17 protein-coding genes are annotated in these 16,502 nt (G+C 73.8%); 11 read left to right on the top strand and 6 right to left on the bottom strand.

The features are described from left to right. Positions 1-488: 488 nt before the first annotated feature. Positions 489-1,241, top strand: a complete 753-nt coding sequence (locus WJX68_RS08900; protein ID WP_340287915.1) for a (2Fe-2S)-binding protein — start codon at positions 489-491, stop codon at positions 1,239-1,241. Between the two features lie 24 nt (positions 1,242-1,265). Here the strand turns inward: WJX68_RS08900 and WJX68_RS08895 are convergent, their stop codons facing one another. Genes WJX68_RS08895 through WJX68_RS08885 form a run of 3 tightly spaced genes read right to left on the bottom strand, consistent with a single transcriptional unit; the run spans position 1,266 to position 2,817 of the window. Then, the gene (locus tag WJX68_RS08895; protein ID WP_340287912.1) at positions 1,266-1,628 is read right to left on the bottom strand and encodes an Asp23/Gls24 family envelope stress response protein; all 363 of its coding nucleotides are present in this window, start codon (positions 1,626-1,628) and stop codon (positions 1,266-1,268) included. Then, positions 1,625-2,194 (bottom strand): Asp23/Gls24 family envelope stress response protein, encoded by a 570-nt coding sequence (locus WJX68_RS08890; RefSeq protein ID WP_340287909.1) that lies wholly within the window; start codon positions 2,192-2,194, stop codon positions 1,625-1,627. The genes WJX68_RS08895 and WJX68_RS08890 overlap by 4 nt, the downstream gene beginning before the upstream one ends. Then, entirely contained in the window at positions 2,185-2,817 is a 633-nt protein-coding gene (locus WJX68_RS08885; RefSeq protein WP_340287906.1) for an RNA polymerase sigma factor, read from the bottom strand. The genes WJX68_RS08890 and WJX68_RS08885 overlap by 10 nt, the downstream gene beginning before the upstream one ends. A gap of 115 nt (positions 2,818-2,932) precedes the next feature. Between WJX68_RS08885 and WJX68_RS08880 the strand changes: the two genes are divergently transcribed. The 8 genes from WJX68_RS08880 to WJX68_RS08845 all read left to right on the top strand — a co-directional run bounded on the left by WJX68_RS08880 (position 2,933) and on the right by WJX68_RS08845 (position 9,869). Then, the gene (locus tag WJX68_RS08880) at positions 2,933-3,106 is read left to right on the top strand and encodes a CsbD family protein (protein WP_340287903.1); all 174 of its coding nucleotides are present in this window, start codon (positions 2,933-2,935) and stop codon (positions 3,104-3,106) included. A gap of 85 nt (positions 3,107-3,191) precedes the next feature. After that, positions 3,192-3,527 (top strand): hypothetical protein, encoded by a 336-nt coding sequence (locus WJX68_RS08875; RefSeq protein WP_340287901.1) that lies wholly within the window; start codon positions 3,192-3,194, stop codon positions 3,525-3,527. Between the two features lie 210 nt (positions 3,528-3,737). Beyond that, positions 3,738-5,165 (top strand): trigger factor, encoded by a 1,428-nt coding sequence (tig, locus tag WJX68_RS08870; protein WP_340287898.1) that lies wholly within the window; start codon positions 3,738-3,740, stop codon positions 5,163-5,165. Between the two features lie 297 nt (positions 5,166-5,462). Then, complete coding sequence (locus WJX68_RS08865; RefSeq protein ID WP_340288553.1) at positions 5,463-6,062, top strand: ATP-dependent Clp protease proteolytic subunit; 600 nt, start codon at positions 5,463-5,465, stop codon at positions 6,060-6,062. Positions 6,063-6,100: 38 nt separating this feature from the next. Further along, entirely contained in the window at positions 6,101-6,754 is a 654-nt protein-coding gene (locus WJX68_RS08860) for an ATP-dependent Clp protease proteolytic subunit (RefSeq protein WP_340288550.1), read from the top strand. 170 nt (positions 6,755-6,924) lie between these two features. Then, entirely contained in the window at positions 6,925-8,214 is a 1,290-nt protein-coding gene (gene clpX / locus WJX68_RS08855) for an ATP-dependent Clp protease ATP-binding subunit ClpX (RefSeq protein ID WP_340287895.1), read from the top strand. 132 nt (positions 8,215-8,346) lie between these two features. Next, on the top strand, positions 8,347-9,723 hold the full coding sequence (locus tag WJX68_RS08850; protein WP_340287892.1) for an OFA family MFS transporter: 1,377 nt from the start codon (positions 8,347-8,349) through the stop codon (positions 9,721-9,723). Continuing rightward, positions 9,720-9,869, top strand: a complete 150-nt coding sequence (locus WJX68_RS08845) for an MFS transporter small subunit (RefSeq protein WP_340288595.1) — start codon at positions 9,720-9,722, stop codon at positions 9,867-9,869. Before WJX68_RS08850 ends, WJX68_RS08845 begins: the two co-directional genes overlap by 4 nt. Positions 9,870-10,170: 301 nt before the next feature. Here WJX68_RS08845 and WJX68_RS08840 read toward each other — a convergent pair whose 3' ends face one another. Both WJX68_RS08840 and WJX68_RS08835 read right to left on the bottom strand, forming a co-directional pair. Then, the gene (locus tag WJX68_RS08840; RefSeq protein ID WP_340287889.1) at positions 10,171-11,709 is read right to left on the bottom strand and encodes an MFS transporter; all 1,539 of its coding nucleotides are present in this window, start codon (positions 11,707-11,709) and stop codon (positions 10,171-10,173) included. 98 nt (positions 11,710-11,807) lie between these two features. Continuing rightward, positions 11,808-12,230, bottom strand: coding sequence for a PPOX class F420-dependent oxidoreductase (locus tag WJX68_RS08835; RefSeq protein WP_340287886.1), 423 nt, complete (start codon positions 12,228-12,230; stop codon positions 11,808-11,810). A gap of 65 nt (positions 12,231-12,295) precedes the next feature. On the opposite strand from WJX68_RS08835, the gene WJX68_RS08830 reads away from it, so the two are divergent. Then, a complete protein-coding gene (locus WJX68_RS08830; RefSeq protein WP_340287883.1) occupies positions 12,296-12,844 on the top strand; it encodes a hypothetical protein in 549 nt (182 codons plus the stop codon). 16 nt (positions 12,845-12,860) lie between these two features. On the opposite strand, the gene WJX68_RS08825 is transcribed toward WJX68_RS08830, so the two are convergent. Further along, positions 12,861-13,613: an alpha/beta fold hydrolase gene (locus WJX68_RS08825; RefSeq protein WP_340287880.1), complete on the bottom strand. Its 753-nt coding sequence runs from the start codon at positions 13,611-13,613 to the stop codon at positions 12,861-12,863. A 106-nt stretch (positions 13,614-13,719) separates the two neighbouring features. Between WJX68_RS08825 and WJX68_RS08820 the strand changes: the two genes are divergently transcribed. Continuing rightward, entirely contained in the window at positions 13,720-16,356 is a 2,637-nt protein-coding gene (locus WJX68_RS08820) for a valine--tRNA ligase (protein ID WP_340287877.1), read from the top strand. Positions 16,357-16,502: the final 146 nt, after the last annotated feature.

The raw sequence follows: 16,502 nt of genomic DNA, 5'->3' as shown, positions 1-16,502 counted from the left end.
AGCGCGCAGCCCGAGCGGGACGTGCGACGAGGGCCGTTCAGGTGCACCGTGCCGCCGGGTGGGTGACCGGCGGACGGAATCCTCCTCCGGGCACGCCGAGCGGCCGGGCGCTGGTTGTCAGTACCCGGCCATTCCTGCGGCACGGTTCGACCGCACACCCCGGCGAGTGCGGTCTGGCGAGTGCACAGAGTCGCACGTCGCAACCGTGGTGCGCTACCGATGACGGGGCACCCGTCCCGTGATGTGGATCGCTGGGCATCCGAGCAGGCCAACGTTGCCGTCCCGTGTCCGGACGGTGAGCGAGGCGTGACCATCCGTCGGGAGCGGCCTCTCGTCCCATGGGATCGTCGCCCCCGCGCGCACCGTTACGCGGCGTCGGCCGCGGCCGCCGGGACGGGACCCGGCCGGCCCGGTCACACTGGGCCGCGATGGACGTACCCGAGACCCCTCCGGCCACACCCGGCCCCGGTCCGACGTCACCCGATCGGGTGCCCGACGGACGGGTCGGTGCCGTGCTCGCCGACCTCGCGACGATCGGGCCGTGGTTCGCCGTGACGGTGCCCGCCCCGCCGGGCGCCGTGCGGTGGGACGCGCTGTACGCCGCGCCCGGGGGCGACGACCCGCTCGGCCGCCGGATCGACGAGGTCGCCGCGGCGCTCGGCGGGGACCGCCGGGTCGCGGCCTCGGTCGCGGTGCAGGGCCTGGCCGCGCGACTGGTCTCGCCGCCGTACGCGGCGGTCGCGCTGCACGGGGTGCTCCCGCGGCTCGGCGGGCTGCGCCGCGACCCGGCCGCGGCCGATCCCTGGGCGCCCGCGCTGCCCGCCGCGCCGGCGGCCGTCGCCGTCCCGGACGCGGGCACCGACCCGCGGGGCGCCGCCGACCTGCTGGCGCGCGAGCTCGCGACCCACCTGGAGCCGCTGTACGACGCCGTCGCCGCCCGGGTCGCGGTCTCGCCGCGGGTGCTGCGGGGCAACGTCGTCTCCGCGGTCGCGGGGGCCGCGCGGGTGCTGGAGGCGATGCGCCGCCCGGCCCGGCCCCGCTACCTGGCCGTGCTCGACGCCCTCACCGGGCACCCGGCGCTGCGCGGCCCGCTGCCGGCCGGTGCGACCGGGCGGGTGCTGCGTCTCGACGACGCCGACCCCGACACCGAGTGGGCGGTCCGGCGGCGCTCGTGCTGCCTCTACGTACGGGTGCCGGGCGGCGGCCTGTGCGGGGACTGCGTGCTGGCCGGGCGCCGCTGACCGGTGCCGCCGGTCCGGCGCCGCTCAGCCGGGCAGGACGATGTCGGCGACGGTGACCCGCACCCGCGCCGGGAGCCCGCACACCCGCGCGACCTCCTCGGCGACCTCGCGTCGGACCTGCTCCGCCAGCTCGGCGCACTGGACGCCGAACCGGACCCCGACGGTCACCCGGATCTCGGCGCGGCCGTCCTGCACCGACGCGACCAGGCCGTGCAGCCGCAGCTCCTCGGGCACCGGGTCGCGGGGCAGCCAGTCCGCGGCCAGGCCGAGCAGCGTCTGGGTCACGTCGCCCATCAGCACCGCGACGCCGGGCACCGCCCGGGCCCGGCGGGCGGCCACCCGCGCGACCGCCAGGTCGGAGACGGTGACGGTCGTCGGTCCGGTCATGCCGGCTCCTCCCACAGGTCCTCGACCAGGATGTCCACCCCGGTGATCGGGACGCCCAGCGTGCGGTCGCCCGCCGAGATCAGCATCTGGCGGACCCGCGCGGTGACCGAGGCGAGGTCCACCCCGAACCGGGCGGCGACGGTCATCCGCACCCACACCGGCGCGGCGCCGACCCCGCCGACGCCGTCGGGGACGCGGTCCTGCTCGATCCGGCAGCGCCGGGCCCGCAGCCCGTCCATGGTGTCGACGACGTGGCGCAGCGCGGCCTCCGCGGTGGGCCGGCCGAGCCACGCGTCCGGGCCGAGGTGCAGCAGCTCGTGCGGGCGCAGGTCGGCGACCACGGCCCCCATGACCTGCTCCAGCACCGACGGCGGCGGGCGCAGCGGCTCGGCGGCCATCCGCGCGACCAGCCCGCCGAGCCGGTCGTGGTCGGCGCGGGCGCGCACGCAGTGCGGACAGGTCCGCTCGTGCTCGTCGAGCGTGCCGGCCTCGGCGTGGTCCCAGACGTCCGCGGCGTCGCGGCCGCAGGCCAGCGGCTCGACCCGGTCGGTCCCCTCTAGCGCCATGCCCGCATCCTCTCCGCCAGCGCGCCGCGTGCCCGGTGGATCCGGCCGCGCACCGCGGTCTCGCCCGCCCCGGTGATCTGCGAGATCTCGGTGTAGCCCAGGCCCTCCAGCTCACGCAGCACCCAGGCCGTGCGCTGCTCCTCGGGCAGCGACGCGACGGCCCGCGACAGCGCGGCCATCTCCGCGTCGACCTCGGCGACCCGCTCGGGCGAGCGGCGGCCGTCGTCGGGCGGCGCGCCGGGGCCGTCGTCGGGGGGCAGCGGCTCGGTGCGCCGGGCGCGCCGGGCCAGCGCGGTGCACCGGTTGACCACGATCCGGTACATCCACGTCGAGAAGGCCGCGTCGCCGCGGAACGTGCCGATCCGCCGCCAGGCGTCGATCAGCGCCTCCTGCAGGGCGTCCTCGGCGTCGGCGCGCTCGCCGAGCACCCGGACGGCCACGCGGAACAGCGTCTCCTGGTGGCGGCGGGCCAGCTCCTCGAAGGCGCCGGCGTCCCCGTCCTGGGCGCGGACGACCAGGGTCGCCTCGTCGAGCGTCGCCCGGCTCGGGGCGTGCGCGGCACGGGCCGCCCGCGGCGACCCGGCGCCGGTGGCCGACCGGCCGCTGACCTGCGCGTTCGTCATGTCCGTCTCGTCGGGGTGTGGAGGGACCCTGGGTCGGGTAGTCCCCGTCGTCAGCGACGGTAGCGACCGGCCCGGGCACGCGCCCGCCGGACACGCACGGGATGCAGGGAGAGTCATGGGTCTCGGGGACAAGATCAGCAACAAGGCCGAGGAGCTCGGTGGCAAGGCCAAGGAGGCCACCGGCAAGGCCACCGACGACAAGGACCTGCAGGCCGAGGGCAAGGCCGACCAGGCCAGCGGCAACCTCAAGCAGGCCGGCGAGAAGCTCAAGGACACCTTCAAGAGCTGACCCGCAGCACGACGGCGGCGGCGTCCCGGCAGGCCCGGGGCGCCGCCGCCGTCGTGTGCGGGCCGCGCATCGCTAGGGTCGGCGCATGGCAGAGTTCGCGAGCCCCGGACCCGGGCCGCAGGCCGTCGCCGACGCCGTGCTGGCCCACCCGTCGGTGCTGCGGCTCGACGGCGGCCCCTTCGGCTCGATCGCCTCGTACCTGCCGGGGCGCCGGGTGCAGGGCGTACGGCTGTCGGACCCGGTGGAGATCGCCGTGGTGCTGCGGCTGGGCCGCCCGTTCGCCGACGTCGCCGGCGAGATCGCCGACCGGGTCCGCGCCGTGCTCGGTGACGACACGCTGGCCGTGGACGTCACCGTGGCCGACGTGGGGGCCGCCGGCGAGGCCGGCGAGGTGCCTCCCGCCGGGTCCGCCGGGGCCTGACCCGCGCCCGGGCCGCCGCGCCGGTACCGGGCTCGCCTAGACTCGCGCGAGCCCCGCCGTCACCGGGCGCGTTCGCGCACCCGGCGGCCGGTGGCAGGGACCTCCGCGTTCGCAGCGGGACCGTCCGGCGCCGGCGGGCGGGGCCACATGACCGGGGGCCGCGCGAGCCGCGGCCCGTTGCAGCACTCGTACCGCCCAAGGAGTTCCACCGTGAAGAGCACCGTCGAGCACCTCAGCCCGACGCGCGTCCGGATCAACGTCGAGGTGCCGTTCGACGAGCTCAAGCCCGACTTCGACCGCGCGTACAAGACCATCGCCCAGCAGGTCAACATCCCGGGCTTCCGCAAGGGCAAGGTCCCGGCGCGGATCCTGGAGGCCCGCATCGGGCGCGCCCCGGTGCTCGACGAGGTCGTGAACAACGCGATCCCGGCGAAGTACCAGGAGGCCGTGGTGACGTCCGAGGACGTCACCCCGATCGGCCGGCCGGACATCGAGGTCACCGAGATCGCCGACGGCGAGCGCCTCACGTTCACCGCCGAGGTCGACGTCCGCCCGGAGATCACGCTGCCGGAGCTGGACGGGCTGGCCGTCGAGGTCGACGAGACCGAGGTGACCGAGGACGAGGTCACCGAGCAGCTCGACCAGCTGCGGGCCCGCTTCGGGACCCTCGCCGGCGTCGAGCGCCCGGCGCAGAAGGGCGACTACGTCCAGATCGACCTGTCCGCGGCCGTCGACGGCGAGCCCGTCGAGGAGGCCACCACCACCGGCTTCTCCTACGAGGTCGGCCAGGGCGGTCTCATCGACGGCATCGACGAGGCCCTCGAGGGCATGTCGGCCGACGAGGAGAAGACCTTCACCTCGAAGCTGGTCGCCGGCGAGCACGCCGACTCCGACGCCGAGATCACCGTCAAGGTGACCACCGTCAAGGAGCGTCACCTCCCCGACGCCGACGACGAGTTCGCCCAGCTGGCCTCGGAGTTCGACACCCTCGACGAGCTCACCGAGAACCTGCGCGAGCGGCTCGGCCGGTCGAAGCGGATGGAGCAGGCCGCGCAGGCCCGCGACCGCCTGCTCGACGCGCTGGTCGAGGGCGCCGAGGTCCCGCTGCCGGAGTCGGTCGTCGCCGCCGAGATCGAGACGCGCACCCACGACGCGGTGCACGCCTTCGACCACGACGAGGACAAGTTCGCCGAGTTCCTGTCCACGCAGGACAAGACCCGCGAGCAGTTCGACACCGAGACGCGCGAGGAGGCCGAGAAGGCCGTCCGCTACCGCCTCGTGCTCGACACCCTGGCCGACCGCGAGGAGATCTCGGTCGGGGACCAGGAGCTGACCGAGCGGATCGTCTACCAGGCCCAGCAGTACGGCATGGCGCCCGAGCAGTTCGTCCAGCAGATCCAGCAGGCCGGTCAGCTCGGCGTGATCTACCAGGACGTCCGCCGCTCCAAGGCGCTCATCACCGCGGTCCGCGCGGCGACCGTCACCCTCCCGGGCGGCGAGCCCGTCGACCTGTCGGACCTGCTCGGCTCCGACGACGACGAGACCACCGTCGAGGAGGTCCCGGCCGACGCGGACGAGGCCGCCACCGGCGACGAGGCGGCCGACACGGCCGCCGACACGGCCGACGCGAAGGCCTGATCCGGCCCGTCACCCGGCCTCGTCCGACGCGCGGTGCGCTGTCGGCGAACAACGGGCGTCGTTCCCTACGCGGGGCTCCTGCTCCGCGTAGGGTCGGCTCCGAACCGCCTCCCCACGCGGGACGCGGATGCGGGTTCGCAAGACCCGACACCGGAGAACCGAGAGCGATCCAGAGGAAGACTCCGGGACCGTCCCCCGCGGCGCACGCGCCGCGGGGGAGGGCCCGACTTCGGAAAGCAGGGTGAAGTGAGCCAGCAGGACACCGGCCCGTCCGCGGGCCGCGGCACCGGGCCGCAGATGCGGTCCGGCATCAGCGCGATGTCGCTGTCCGACTCCGTGTACGACCGCCTGCTCCAGCAGCGCATCATCGTGCTCGGCCAGCAGGTGGACGCGGAGATCTCGAACCGCATCGCGGCGCAGATGCTGCTGCTCGCGGCCGAGGACCCGGACAAGGACATCGAGCTCTACATCAACTCGCCCGGTGGCTCGGTCACCGACGGCATGGCCATCTTCGACACGATGAACCTGATCCCGTGCGACGTGGCGACCACGGCGATGGGCATGGCCGCGTCGATGGGGCAGTTCCTGCTCTCGGCGGGCACCCCGGGCAAGCGCTCGGCGCTGCCGCACGCGCGGATCATGATGCACCAGCCGTCCGCCGGGGTCGGCGGCACCGAGGCCGACATCACGATCCAGGCCGAGCAGTTCCGCCGGACGAAGCGGGAGATGGCCGAGCTGATCGCCCAGCACACCGGGCAGTCGGTGGAGACCATCGAGCGCGACTCGGACCGCGACCGCTGGTTCTCGGCCCAGGAGGCCAAGGACTACGGCTTCGTGGACCACGTCGTGACGCACGCCGGTCGCATCGGCGAGTCGCAGAACGGGAGCGCCCAGTGAGCACCTTCGACCCCCGCCACCCCGAGTCGGTCGCCGACCTGCGCGGCCCCGGTGGTTGGGCTCCGGACCCGGCCCGCTCGCGCTACGTCCTCCCGTCCTACGTGGAGCGCACGAGCTACGGGGTCAAGGAGTCGAACCCGTACAACAAGCTGTTCGAGGAGCGCATCATCTTCCTCGGCGAGCAGATCAACGACACCTCGGCGAACGACACGATGGCCCAGCTCCTGGTCCTCGAGTCGCTGGACCCGGACCGCGAGATCTCGCTCTACATCAACTCGCCGGGCGGGTCGTTCACGTCGCTGATGGCGATCTACGACACGATGCAGTTCATCCGCCCCGACATCCAGACCGTCTGCCTCGGGCAGGCGGCGTCGGCCGCGGCGGTGCTGCTCTGCGCGGGCACCCCCGGCCGCCGGATGGCGGTCGAGAACGCCCGCATCCTGATCCACCAGCCGGCCACCCAGGGCGTGTACGGCCAGGTGTCGGACCTGGAGATCCAGGCGGCGGAGATCTCCCGCATCCGCAAGCGGATGGAGGAGGTCATCGCGCGGCACTCGAACCGTTCCGCGGAGCAGGTGCGCGAGGACATCGACCGCGACAAGATCCTGACGGCCCAGGAGGCCAAGGACTACGGCCTGGTCGACGAGATCGTGCAGAGCCGCAAGCTGTCCGGTACCGCCGGCGGCAAGTGACACCCGGGTCACCGGCGGCCGGTCCCGGCCGCCGGTGACCGCCCGGCGACCCGCCGGGAACCGGACACCGTTTCCGGTCCCCGAGCAGGCGAGCGGGCAGGTACCGTCATCCCCCACGGGGCGACGGGCACGACGCGAGAACGCCGGACCAGGACTGGGGATCGACACCTATGGCACGCATCGGCGACGGCGGGGACCTGCTGAAGTGCTCGTTCTGCGGGAAGAGCCAGAAGCAGGTCAAGAAGCTCATCGCCGGCCCCGGCGTCTACATCTGCGACGAGTGCATCGATCTCTGCAACGAGATCATCGAGGAGGAGCTGGCCGAGGCCGGTGAGGTGAAGCTCGACGAGCTCCCCAAGCCCACCGAGATCCACGACTTCCTCGACCAGTACGTCGTCGGTCAGGCCACCACCAAGCGGACGCTGTCGGTGGCGGTCTACAACCACTACAAGCGCATCCAGGCGGGCGAGCGCAGCCGGGCCGCGGGTGGCGACTCCTCCGACGGCATCGAGATCGCCAAGTCGAACATCCTGATGCTCGGCCCCACCGGGTGCGGCAAGACCTACCTGGCGCAGACGCTGGCCAAGATGCTCAACGTCCCGTTCGCCATCGCCGACGCCACCGCGCTCACCGAGGCGGGCTACGTCGGCGAGGACGTCGAGAACATCCTGCTGAAGCTGATCCAGGCCGCCGACTACGACGTGAAGCGCGCCGAGACCGGCATCATCTACATCGACGAGGTCGACAAGATCGCGCGGAAGTCGGAGAACCCGTCGATCACCCGCGACGTCTCCGGCGAGGGCGTGCAGCAGGCGCTGCTGAAGATCCTGGAGGGCACCACCGCGAGCGTCCCGCCGCAGGGCGGCCGCAAGCACCCGCACCAGGAGTTCATCCAGATCGACACGACGAACGTGCTGTTCATCGTGGCCGGCGCGTTCGCCGGGCTGGAGCGCATCATCGGCGAGCGGGTCGGGCAGTCCGGCATCGGCTTCGGCGCCGACATCCGCTCGAAGAAGGACCTCGACTCCGCGGAGCGGTTCGCCGAGACGCTGCCCGAGGACCTGATCAAGTTCGGCCTGATCCCGGAGTTCATCGGCCGGCTGCCGATCGTGGCCTCGGTGACCTCGCTCGACAAGGACGCCCTGGTCAAGATCCTCACCGAGCCGCGCAACGCGCTCGTGAAGCAGTACCGCAAGCTCTTCGAGATGGACGGCGTCGAGCTCGACTTCGCCGAGGACGCCCTGGAGGCCGTCGCCGACCAGGCGATCCTGCGCGGCACCGGCGCCCGCGGCCTGCGCGCGATCATGGAGGAGGTCCTCCTCCCGGTCATGTACGACATCCCGAGCCGCGACGACGTGGCGAAGGTCGTCGTGACGGCACAGACGGTGCGCGACAACGTCAACCCGACGATCGTCCCGCGCCAGCCGCAGCGCCGGGAGCGCCGCGACCGCTCGGCCTGAGCCGCGCACCGCACCGGCCACGACGCCGGTCCCGTCCGCGGGACCGGCGTTGTCGTATCGAGACCCGCCCGGGTTGCCGCCCCTTTCCGGACTACTTAGCGTTGCTCCGTCAACGATCGACGGAGGGACGTCATGTCCGGATTTCTCACGCGGGAGCGGATCGTCGCTCCACCCGGATGGAGCCGGTGGCTGGTCCCACCGGCGGCCCTGTCCATCCATCTCGCGATCGGCCAGGTCTACGCCTGGAGCGTGTTCAAGACCCCGCTCGCGAACGCGCTGGACCTGTCCGGCGTCGCGACCGCGCTGCCGTTCACGCTCGGCATCATCATGCTCGGCCTGTCCTCGGCGCTGTTCGGGACGAAGGTCGACAGCAACGGCCCGCGCTGGGCGATGGTCGTCGCGACGAGCTGCTTCGTCGCCGGGTTCCTGATCTCCGGGCTCGGGCTCTACGCCGGCCAGTACTGGCTGGTCGTGCTCGGCTACGGCTTCGTCGGCGGCATCGGTCTCGGCATCGGCTACATCTCGCCGGTGTCGACGCTGATCAAGTGGTTCCCGGACCGTCCGGGCCTGTCCACCGGCCTGGCGATCATGGGCTTCGGCGGCGGCGCGCTCATCGCGACCCCGCTGACCAACTCGCTGCTCTCGGCGTTCGGCGGCTCCGGGGAGAACGCGACGGCGTCGGGCATCGGCTCCACGTTCCTCACCATGGGCCTGATCTACCTGGTCTTCATGTCGGTCGGCTGGATCCTGATCCGGGTGCCCGCGCCGGGCTGGAGCCCGCCGGGCTGGGACCCCTCGACGGCCAAGAAGAGCGGCATGATCTCGACCGGCAACGTGTCGGTCGCCAACGCCATGAAGACGCCGCAGTTCTGGCTGCTGTGGGTGGTGCTCTGCTTCAACGTCACCGCCGGCATCGGCATCCTGGAGCGGGCCTCGCCGATCTTCCAGGACTTCTTCGCCGAGAACGGTGCGGCGGCGACGCTCGCGGCCGCGGCCGGCGGCTTCGTCGCGATCCTGTCGCTGGCGAACTCGGCCGGGCGCATCGCGTGGTCGTCGCTGTCGGACGTGCTGGGCCGCAAGAACATGTACCGGATCTACCTCGGTGTCGGCGCGCTGCTCTACCTGCTGATCACGCTGATCCCGAACTCGTCGCGGGTGCTGTTCATCGTCGCGGCGGTGCTGATCCTGTCGTTCTACGGCGCCGGGTTCGCCACCGTCCCGGCCTACCTGCGCGACCTGTTCGGCACCTACCAGGTGGGCGCGATCCACGGCCGGCTGCTGACCGCGTGGTCGACGGCGGGCGTGCTCGGCCCGCTGATCGTCAACGCGATCGCCGACGCCCGGATCGAGGCGGGCGTGCAGGGCCCGGCCCGCTACACGACGGCGTTCGTCATCATGATCGTGCTGCTGGTGATCGCGTTCGTCTGCAACGAGCTCATCAAGCCGGTCGACGGCACGTACCACGAGCCCGCCGCCGAGGCGGCCGAGCAGCAGAAGGAGACCGCGTGAGCAGCGTTCCGGAGGCCGCCGGGTCGTCGTCGACCTGGGGGCCCGCACAGTGGCTCGGAGCGGTCCTGGCCTGGATCTGGGTCGGGGTGCCGTTCGCCTACGGCCTCTACGAGCTCGTCCTGAAGATCCCGGCGCTGTTCGGCTGAGCCCTCGCCCGCAGCTCACCCGCGGGGCCGGTTCGGTCGCACCCGTCCGGGTGGGAACGGCGGGCGTGGTCGTCTTCGGACGCCCCCTGTTCGATGTCGCGGCCGCCGGTGGTCCCGCCGGCGCCGCGGCACCCGCCCTGCCCGGTGCCACCGTCGTCGCGCCCCGCGCTGTCGCGCCGGTGAGGCCGCCGCGGCGGCGTCGCGGGAACCCGCCGGGACGCGGCTCCGGCCCCGGGCCCGCTGCGGCGCCCCGACCTGCTCTGGTGAACGGTCCGCTCCCCGGGACCGGGCCGTGCCCGGGTCACGGTCGGGGTGCGACCCCCGGCGCCGCGGGAGGCCGGTCCGCGACGGCGGGGCCGGGTGCAGCGGTCACGACGACGGCGGCAGGTGTCGCGGGGACCGCGGCCGGGCTCGTGGGAACGGCGGTCGGGGTGACCCGCGCTGCGGCCGTGCCCGCAGCCCTGTCGGGCTCCGGGTCTGCGGCGACAGGCGCGGCGGGGGAGGCGGGCGCCGTCGCGTAGGCCGCGGACAGCCGACGGTAGGGGCGGCTCGCCAGGGCGGCGAGGGTCAGCACCACGCCCAGGGTGCCGCAGACCACGAACACCAGGGCGATCGCGCGGGCCGTCCCGGTGCCGAACCAGGGTCCGATCGCGGCCGCACCGGCGCCGCCGTCGCTCATGAAGGGGACGACCACGAGCTCGGTGAACGGGGCGAGCAGGAACGCGGTCAGCGGTGACGCGGCCTGCTCGACGCTCTGCGCGAACCCGAACACCCGGCCCTGACGCCCGTAGGGCACGACGCGCTGCAGCACGGTCTGCTCGGCGGCCTCCGCGAACGGCATGAGCAGCATGAACACCGCCATGCCGAGCGTCAGCAGCACGACCGAGGCCTGCAGCGGGAACAGCATCGTCGACGCCCACAGCGTCGCGTTCACCAGCAGCAGCGTCCGGACCGGGCGGCTGCCCAGCCCGACCCGGGCGACGAGCAGCCCGCCGACGATCACCCCGGCCGACAGCACGCCCCACAGCAGGCCCCAGGCCGCGACCGACATCATCGACAGGCCGTAGGGGTCCATCAGCGCCATGAAGGCCCCGCCGAGCAGGTTGTTCACACACGAGAACACGACCAGCGCGGGCAGCCCCGGCACAGCCGCGACGACCCGGACGGTGCCCCGCAGGTCGAGGCCCTCGCGCCCGGTCCCGCCGGACGGTGCGGCGGGCACCGGCCCGTCGGGCAGCCGGACGCGGGCCAGGTGTGCCAGCGACAGCACCAGCACGACGAGCGCGGCGACGAGCACCGTGCGCATCCCGTCGACGGCCACGAGCAGCCCCGAGGCGACGGAGGTGAGCAGGAACGAGACGCCGGTGGCCGTGCCGACCAGGCCGTTGGCGCGGTCCCGCACCCCCGCCGGCACGAGCAGCGTCACCAGCGTCGGGAGCGCGATCGTGCGCAGGTTCCCGGCGATCACGCCGAGCATCAGCGCGACGACCAGCGCCCACAGCACCGGGCTCGTCGGGTCCCGGAACTCCTGGGCGGGCGCCAGCAGCAGCAGTGCCAGGCAGCCCGCGTAGACCAGCGCCGACACCGCGGCCGAGGCCTGCATGACCGCGCGCTTGCCGAACCGGTCCACGATCCCGCCGAACGGGATGCCGGTGAGCGCCGTCGCCACCAGGAAGATCCCGGCGATGATCCCCGTCGCCGCGACCGACCCGGTCTCCAGGAAGACCCAGAACGTCACGGCGAACCACACCGTGAAGTTCACGACCGACACCACCAGGGTGCTCACCAGCAGGTGCGCGAACACCCGCCCGCCGCCGTGCCGGAGGTCGAGCTGAGTCATGGTCCACCGTCCTCTCGGGAGGGGGGACCGGTGGGAGGACCGGGACTCATCGCCCGGAACCGGACACCGCGTGCCGGACCGGCCGGCGGGGTGCCGGGTCAGGCCGTCATGTCGAGGTGGGCGATCACCTTCGTCGGGCGGATCCGCACGACGAGCTCGCCCGGGACGCCGTTGCGCCGCCCGAACTCCTCGGCGCGGTCCGGCCCCATGTAGCGGCCGCCCAGCGCGGTCGCGGTGCGGAGCAGCTCCGCGGGGTCCTCGCTGGTCTCGGCGACCCCCTGGACCTGCACGAACGCGTACGGCGGCGCAGGCAGGTCGGCGGTCAGCACCAGCCGCGGGTCACGGACGATCGCCTTCCCCTTCGCGGTGTCGGCGCCGGTGTTGAACACGATGGCGTCGTCCTCCACCAGGAACCAGACGGGCGCGACGAGCGGGCGGCCGTCCCGGGCGGTCCAGCCGAGCATGCCGGTGCGGGTGCCGTGGGAGAGGAACTCGGCGACCTCGGGCGTGAGTGCGGTCATGGCGCGAGGGTAGGGCCGCCCCCGGTCGTGGTGCGGCCGGTGCCGCGGCCGGGCAGGCTCGGGCCGTGGACGACACCCGCGGCGTGGACGGCACCGGCGGCACGGACGGCGGCGCGCCCGCCGTCGGGACCCTGCTCGGCAGCCAGGTGGACGGCGTCTCCTGCGGTCCCGCGGTGCTGGTGGTGACCGCGGCGCTGACCGGATCGGGGTGGCCCGGTGCGCTCGCCGGGCGGTTCGCCGCGGCCCAGCGCACCGCGCACCGTCAGGCCAACCGGGTCTGGCCGCGCGCCCTCGGGACGACCCCGTGGGGGATGCGGGCCTGGCTGCGCCGCCACGCCCCGGCCGCCGGGCCGTTCCGGGTCCGGCCGGCGACCGCCGCCGTCCTGCGCCGGGTCCCGGGCTCCGGGCCGGTCCCGCTGCTCGTCGGGTCCCGGTTCCTGCCCCGGCACTGGGTGCTCGTCACCGGCGCCGGGGCGGACGGCACCTGGTCGGTCTACGAGCCGGGGTCGGGGCGGGTGCGCCCGCTGCACCCGCGGCTGCTGCGGGCCGGCGACGACGACGCCGTCGCCCGGGTCCTGCGCTGGCCGCGGGCCTGGTGCGTGCTGCTGCCCTGAGCCGGTCGCGGCGCCGTCACGGCCGGTCGAGGAACCGGCGCACGACGGCGAGGCACGCGGCGGTGGTGGCCGGGTCGGGCTCCTCGAGGCCGGCCATGCCGAGGTAGTCGCCGTGCCCGGCCGGCAGCACGAGGGCCCGGCCGTGCCCGACGGCGGCCGCCGTCGCCACGGTGTGCTCGGGGCGGACGACGTCGCGGTCGCCCCCGACGAACAGCGCCGGCGCGGCCAGGGCGGCCAGCCGGTCGTCGGGCAGGTCGCGGAACCCGCGCATCAGCGCGATGTCGAGGTCGAACATCCGCCGCAGGTCCGCCGGATCGGGGTTGATCTCCCGGTAGGCCGCGGCCAGCGGGGCGGGCAGCTGCGCGATGTCGGGGGCGTCGAAGGCGTCCCAGAAGCCGTCGACCATGCCGTCGCGGCGGGTGAACCCGGACGCGACGACGATCCGCCGGACCAGGCCCGGCCGGCCCAGCGCGAGCTCCAGGACGGTCGGCCCGCCGTTGCTGAACCCCATCACGTCGACCGGGCCGGTCCCGAGCCCGGCGACGAGCCGCGCGAGGTCCGCCGCGGAGTTCGCGAAGGTGTAGGGCCGGTCGGCGTGCGGGGTGTGCCCGTGCCCCTGCAGCTCGACGCCGACGACGGCGCGGTCGCGCGACAGGTCCGGGATCACCGCGTGCCAGTTCGTGCCGACGGTGCCCGCGCCGCCGTGCACCAGCAGCAGCGGGACACCGCCGGAACCGTGGATCTCGTGGTGCAGTGCGAGCGTGGTCACGGGTCCTCCGCGGGTTCGCCGGTCCGTACGGGGGGTGGACCGCCGGGCCGCCGGGAACTGAGCGGGGGCGCGGAATCGTGTCGCCGCCGACTCGTAGACTTGACATGTGACCGAGACCCTGCCAGCGCGTACCGCCGACCTGCCCGCGAAGTGGACCCCGGGCGAGGTAGAGGGCGACATGTACCGCCGCTGGGTCGACGCCGGGTACTTCCGGGCCGACCCGTCGTCGGGCAAGGACCCGTTCTGCATCGTCATCCCGCCGCCGAACGTCACCGGCAGCCTGCACCTGGGCCACGCGATGGACCACACGCTCATCGACGTGCTGACCCGCCGCGCCCGGATGCAGGGCCACGACGCGCTGTGGCTGCCCGGCATGGACCACGCCGGCATCGCGACGCAGTCGGTCGTCGAGCGGCGGATGGCCGCCGCGGGCGAGCCGGACCGGCACGCGATCGGCCGCGCGGCGTTCGTCGAGAAGGTCTGGGAGTGGAAGGCCGAGTCCGGGGGCTCGATCCTCGGGCAGATGGAGCGCCTGGGCGACGGCGTGGACTGGTCGCGCGAGCGCTTCACCCTCGACGAGGGCCTCTCGCGCGCGGTCGCGACCGTCTTCAAGAAGATGTTCGACGACGGCCTGATCTACCGGGCCGAGCGCCTGGTCAACTGGTCCCCGGCGCTGCGCTCGGCGATCTCGGACATCGAGGTCGACCACATCGAGACCGAGGGCGAGCTCGTCTCCATGCGCTACGGCGACGGCGACGCCTCAGTCGTCGTCGCGACCACCCGGATCGAGACGATGCTGGGCGACACCGCGGTCGCCGTGCACCCCGGCGACGCGCGCTACGCCGCGCTGGTCGGCACCGAGATCGAGATGCCGATCACCGGGCGGATGATCCCGGTCGTCGCCGACGACTACGTCGACCCCGAGTTCGGCTCCGGCGCGGTCAAGATCACCCCGGCGCACGACCCGAACGACTTCGAGGTCGGCCGTCGCCACGACCTGCCGATGCCGACGATCATGGACGAGACCGGCACCATCACCGGGACCGGCACCCGCTTCGACGGCATGGACCGCTTCGAGGCGCGCACCGCGATCCGCGAGGAGCTGCGCGCGCAGGGCCGCATCGTCGCCGAGAAGCGGCCCTACCTGCACTCGGTCGGGCACTGCTCGCGCACCGGCGTCCCGGTCGAGCCGCGGCTGAGCCTGCAGTGGTTCGTGCACGTCGAGCCGCTGGCCCGCTCGGCGGGGGAGGCCGTCCGCTCCGGCGAGACCGTCCTGCACCCGAAGGAGCAGGCCAAGCGGTACTTCGACTGGGTCGACAACATGCACGACTGGACCATCAGCCGTCAGCTGTGGTGGGGGCACCGCATCCCGGTCTGGTACGGCCCGGACGGCGAGGTCGTCTGCGTCGGACCGGACGAGGAACCGCCGTCGGGCGAGGGCTGGCGCCAGGACCCGGACGTCCTCGACACCTGGTTCTCCTCCGGGCTGTGGCCGTTCTCCACGCTCGGCTGGCCGGACGAGACCCCGGACCTGGAGCGCTACTACCCGAACTCGGTGCTGGTCACCGGCTACGACATCCTGTTCTTCTGGGTCGTCCGGATGATGATGTTCGGCACCTACGTGATGGGGAAGGCGCCGTTCCGCGACGTCTACCTGCACGGGCTCATCCGCGACGAGCACGGCAAGAAGATGTCGAAGTCCAAGGGCAACGTCATCGACCCGCTGGCGCTGATCGAGGACTACGGCGCGGACGCGCTGCGGTTCACCATCGCCCGCGGCTCGAACCCGGGCACCGACATGTCGCTGTCGGAGGAGTGGGTCGCGGGGTCGCGCAACTTCACCACCAAGCTGTGGAACATCACCCGGTTCGCGCTGGCGAAGGGGGCGGACCCGGCCCTGCCGCTGCCCGCCGCGGAGCTGCGCACCGACGCCGACCGCTGGATCCTGGGCCGCCTCGCCGAGGTCCGCGCGCAGACCGACGAGCTGCTCGACGGCTACCAGTTCGCCAAGGCCACCGAGGGGCTCTACCACTTCGCATGGGACGAGCTGGCCGACTGGTACGTCGAGCTGTGCAAGACCCAGCTCGACGACCCGGCGACCGAGCCCGGCACCCGCGCGGTGCTCGGCCACGTCCTCGACGCGCTGCTGCGGATGCTGCACCCGATCGCGCCGTTCGTCACCGAGGCCCTGTGGACCGCGCTGACCGGCGGCGAGACCGTCGTGACCGCGGCCTGGCCCACGGCCGGGGGTACCGGCGCGCCGGTCGACGCGGCCGCCGCGGCCCGGGTCGCCGACGCGCAGAAGGTCATCACCGAGGTCCGCCGGTTCCGCACCGAGCAGGGGCTGCCCGACCGCAAGGCCGTCGCGGCCCGGCTCACCGGTCTCGACGCCGCCGGGCTGGCCGCGCACGAGCGGTCGCTGCGCTTCCTCAACCGGCTCGACCCGGCCGGTGACGACTTCGCCGCGACCGCGAGCTTCGAGGTCGCGACGGCCGGTGGCCCGGTCACCGTCGAGCTGGACACCTCCGGGGCGATCGACGTCGCCGCCGAGCGGGCCCGCCTCGGCAAGGACCTGGCCGCGGCGGAGAAGGAACGCGACCAGGCGGACCGGAAGCTGGGCAACCCGAAGTTCACCGAGAAGGCCCCGGCCGAGGTCGTCGACGGCATCCGTGCCCGGCACGCCACCGCCGTCGCCGACATCGACCGCATCACCGCGCGGCTCGCCGCGCTCCCGGAGGCCTGATCCCGCCGTGGCCAGGGAGTACGACGAGCACGACCTCGGGAACGACTTCACCGAGGAGGACTCGCCCGTCTACGGCGGGGACCGGTGGGCCGAGGGCGGCTTCGGGGAGTCCGACGGCGCCACCCCGGCGCCCGCCGGGACCGACG

The organism is Pseudonocardia spirodelae, assembly GCF_037727765.1.
Lineage (GTDB): Bacteria > Actinomycetota > Actinomycetes > Mycobacteriales > Pseudonocardiaceae > Pseudonocardia > Pseudonocardia spirodelae.
This window is presented reverse-complemented; position numbering and strand designations above follow the sequence as displayed.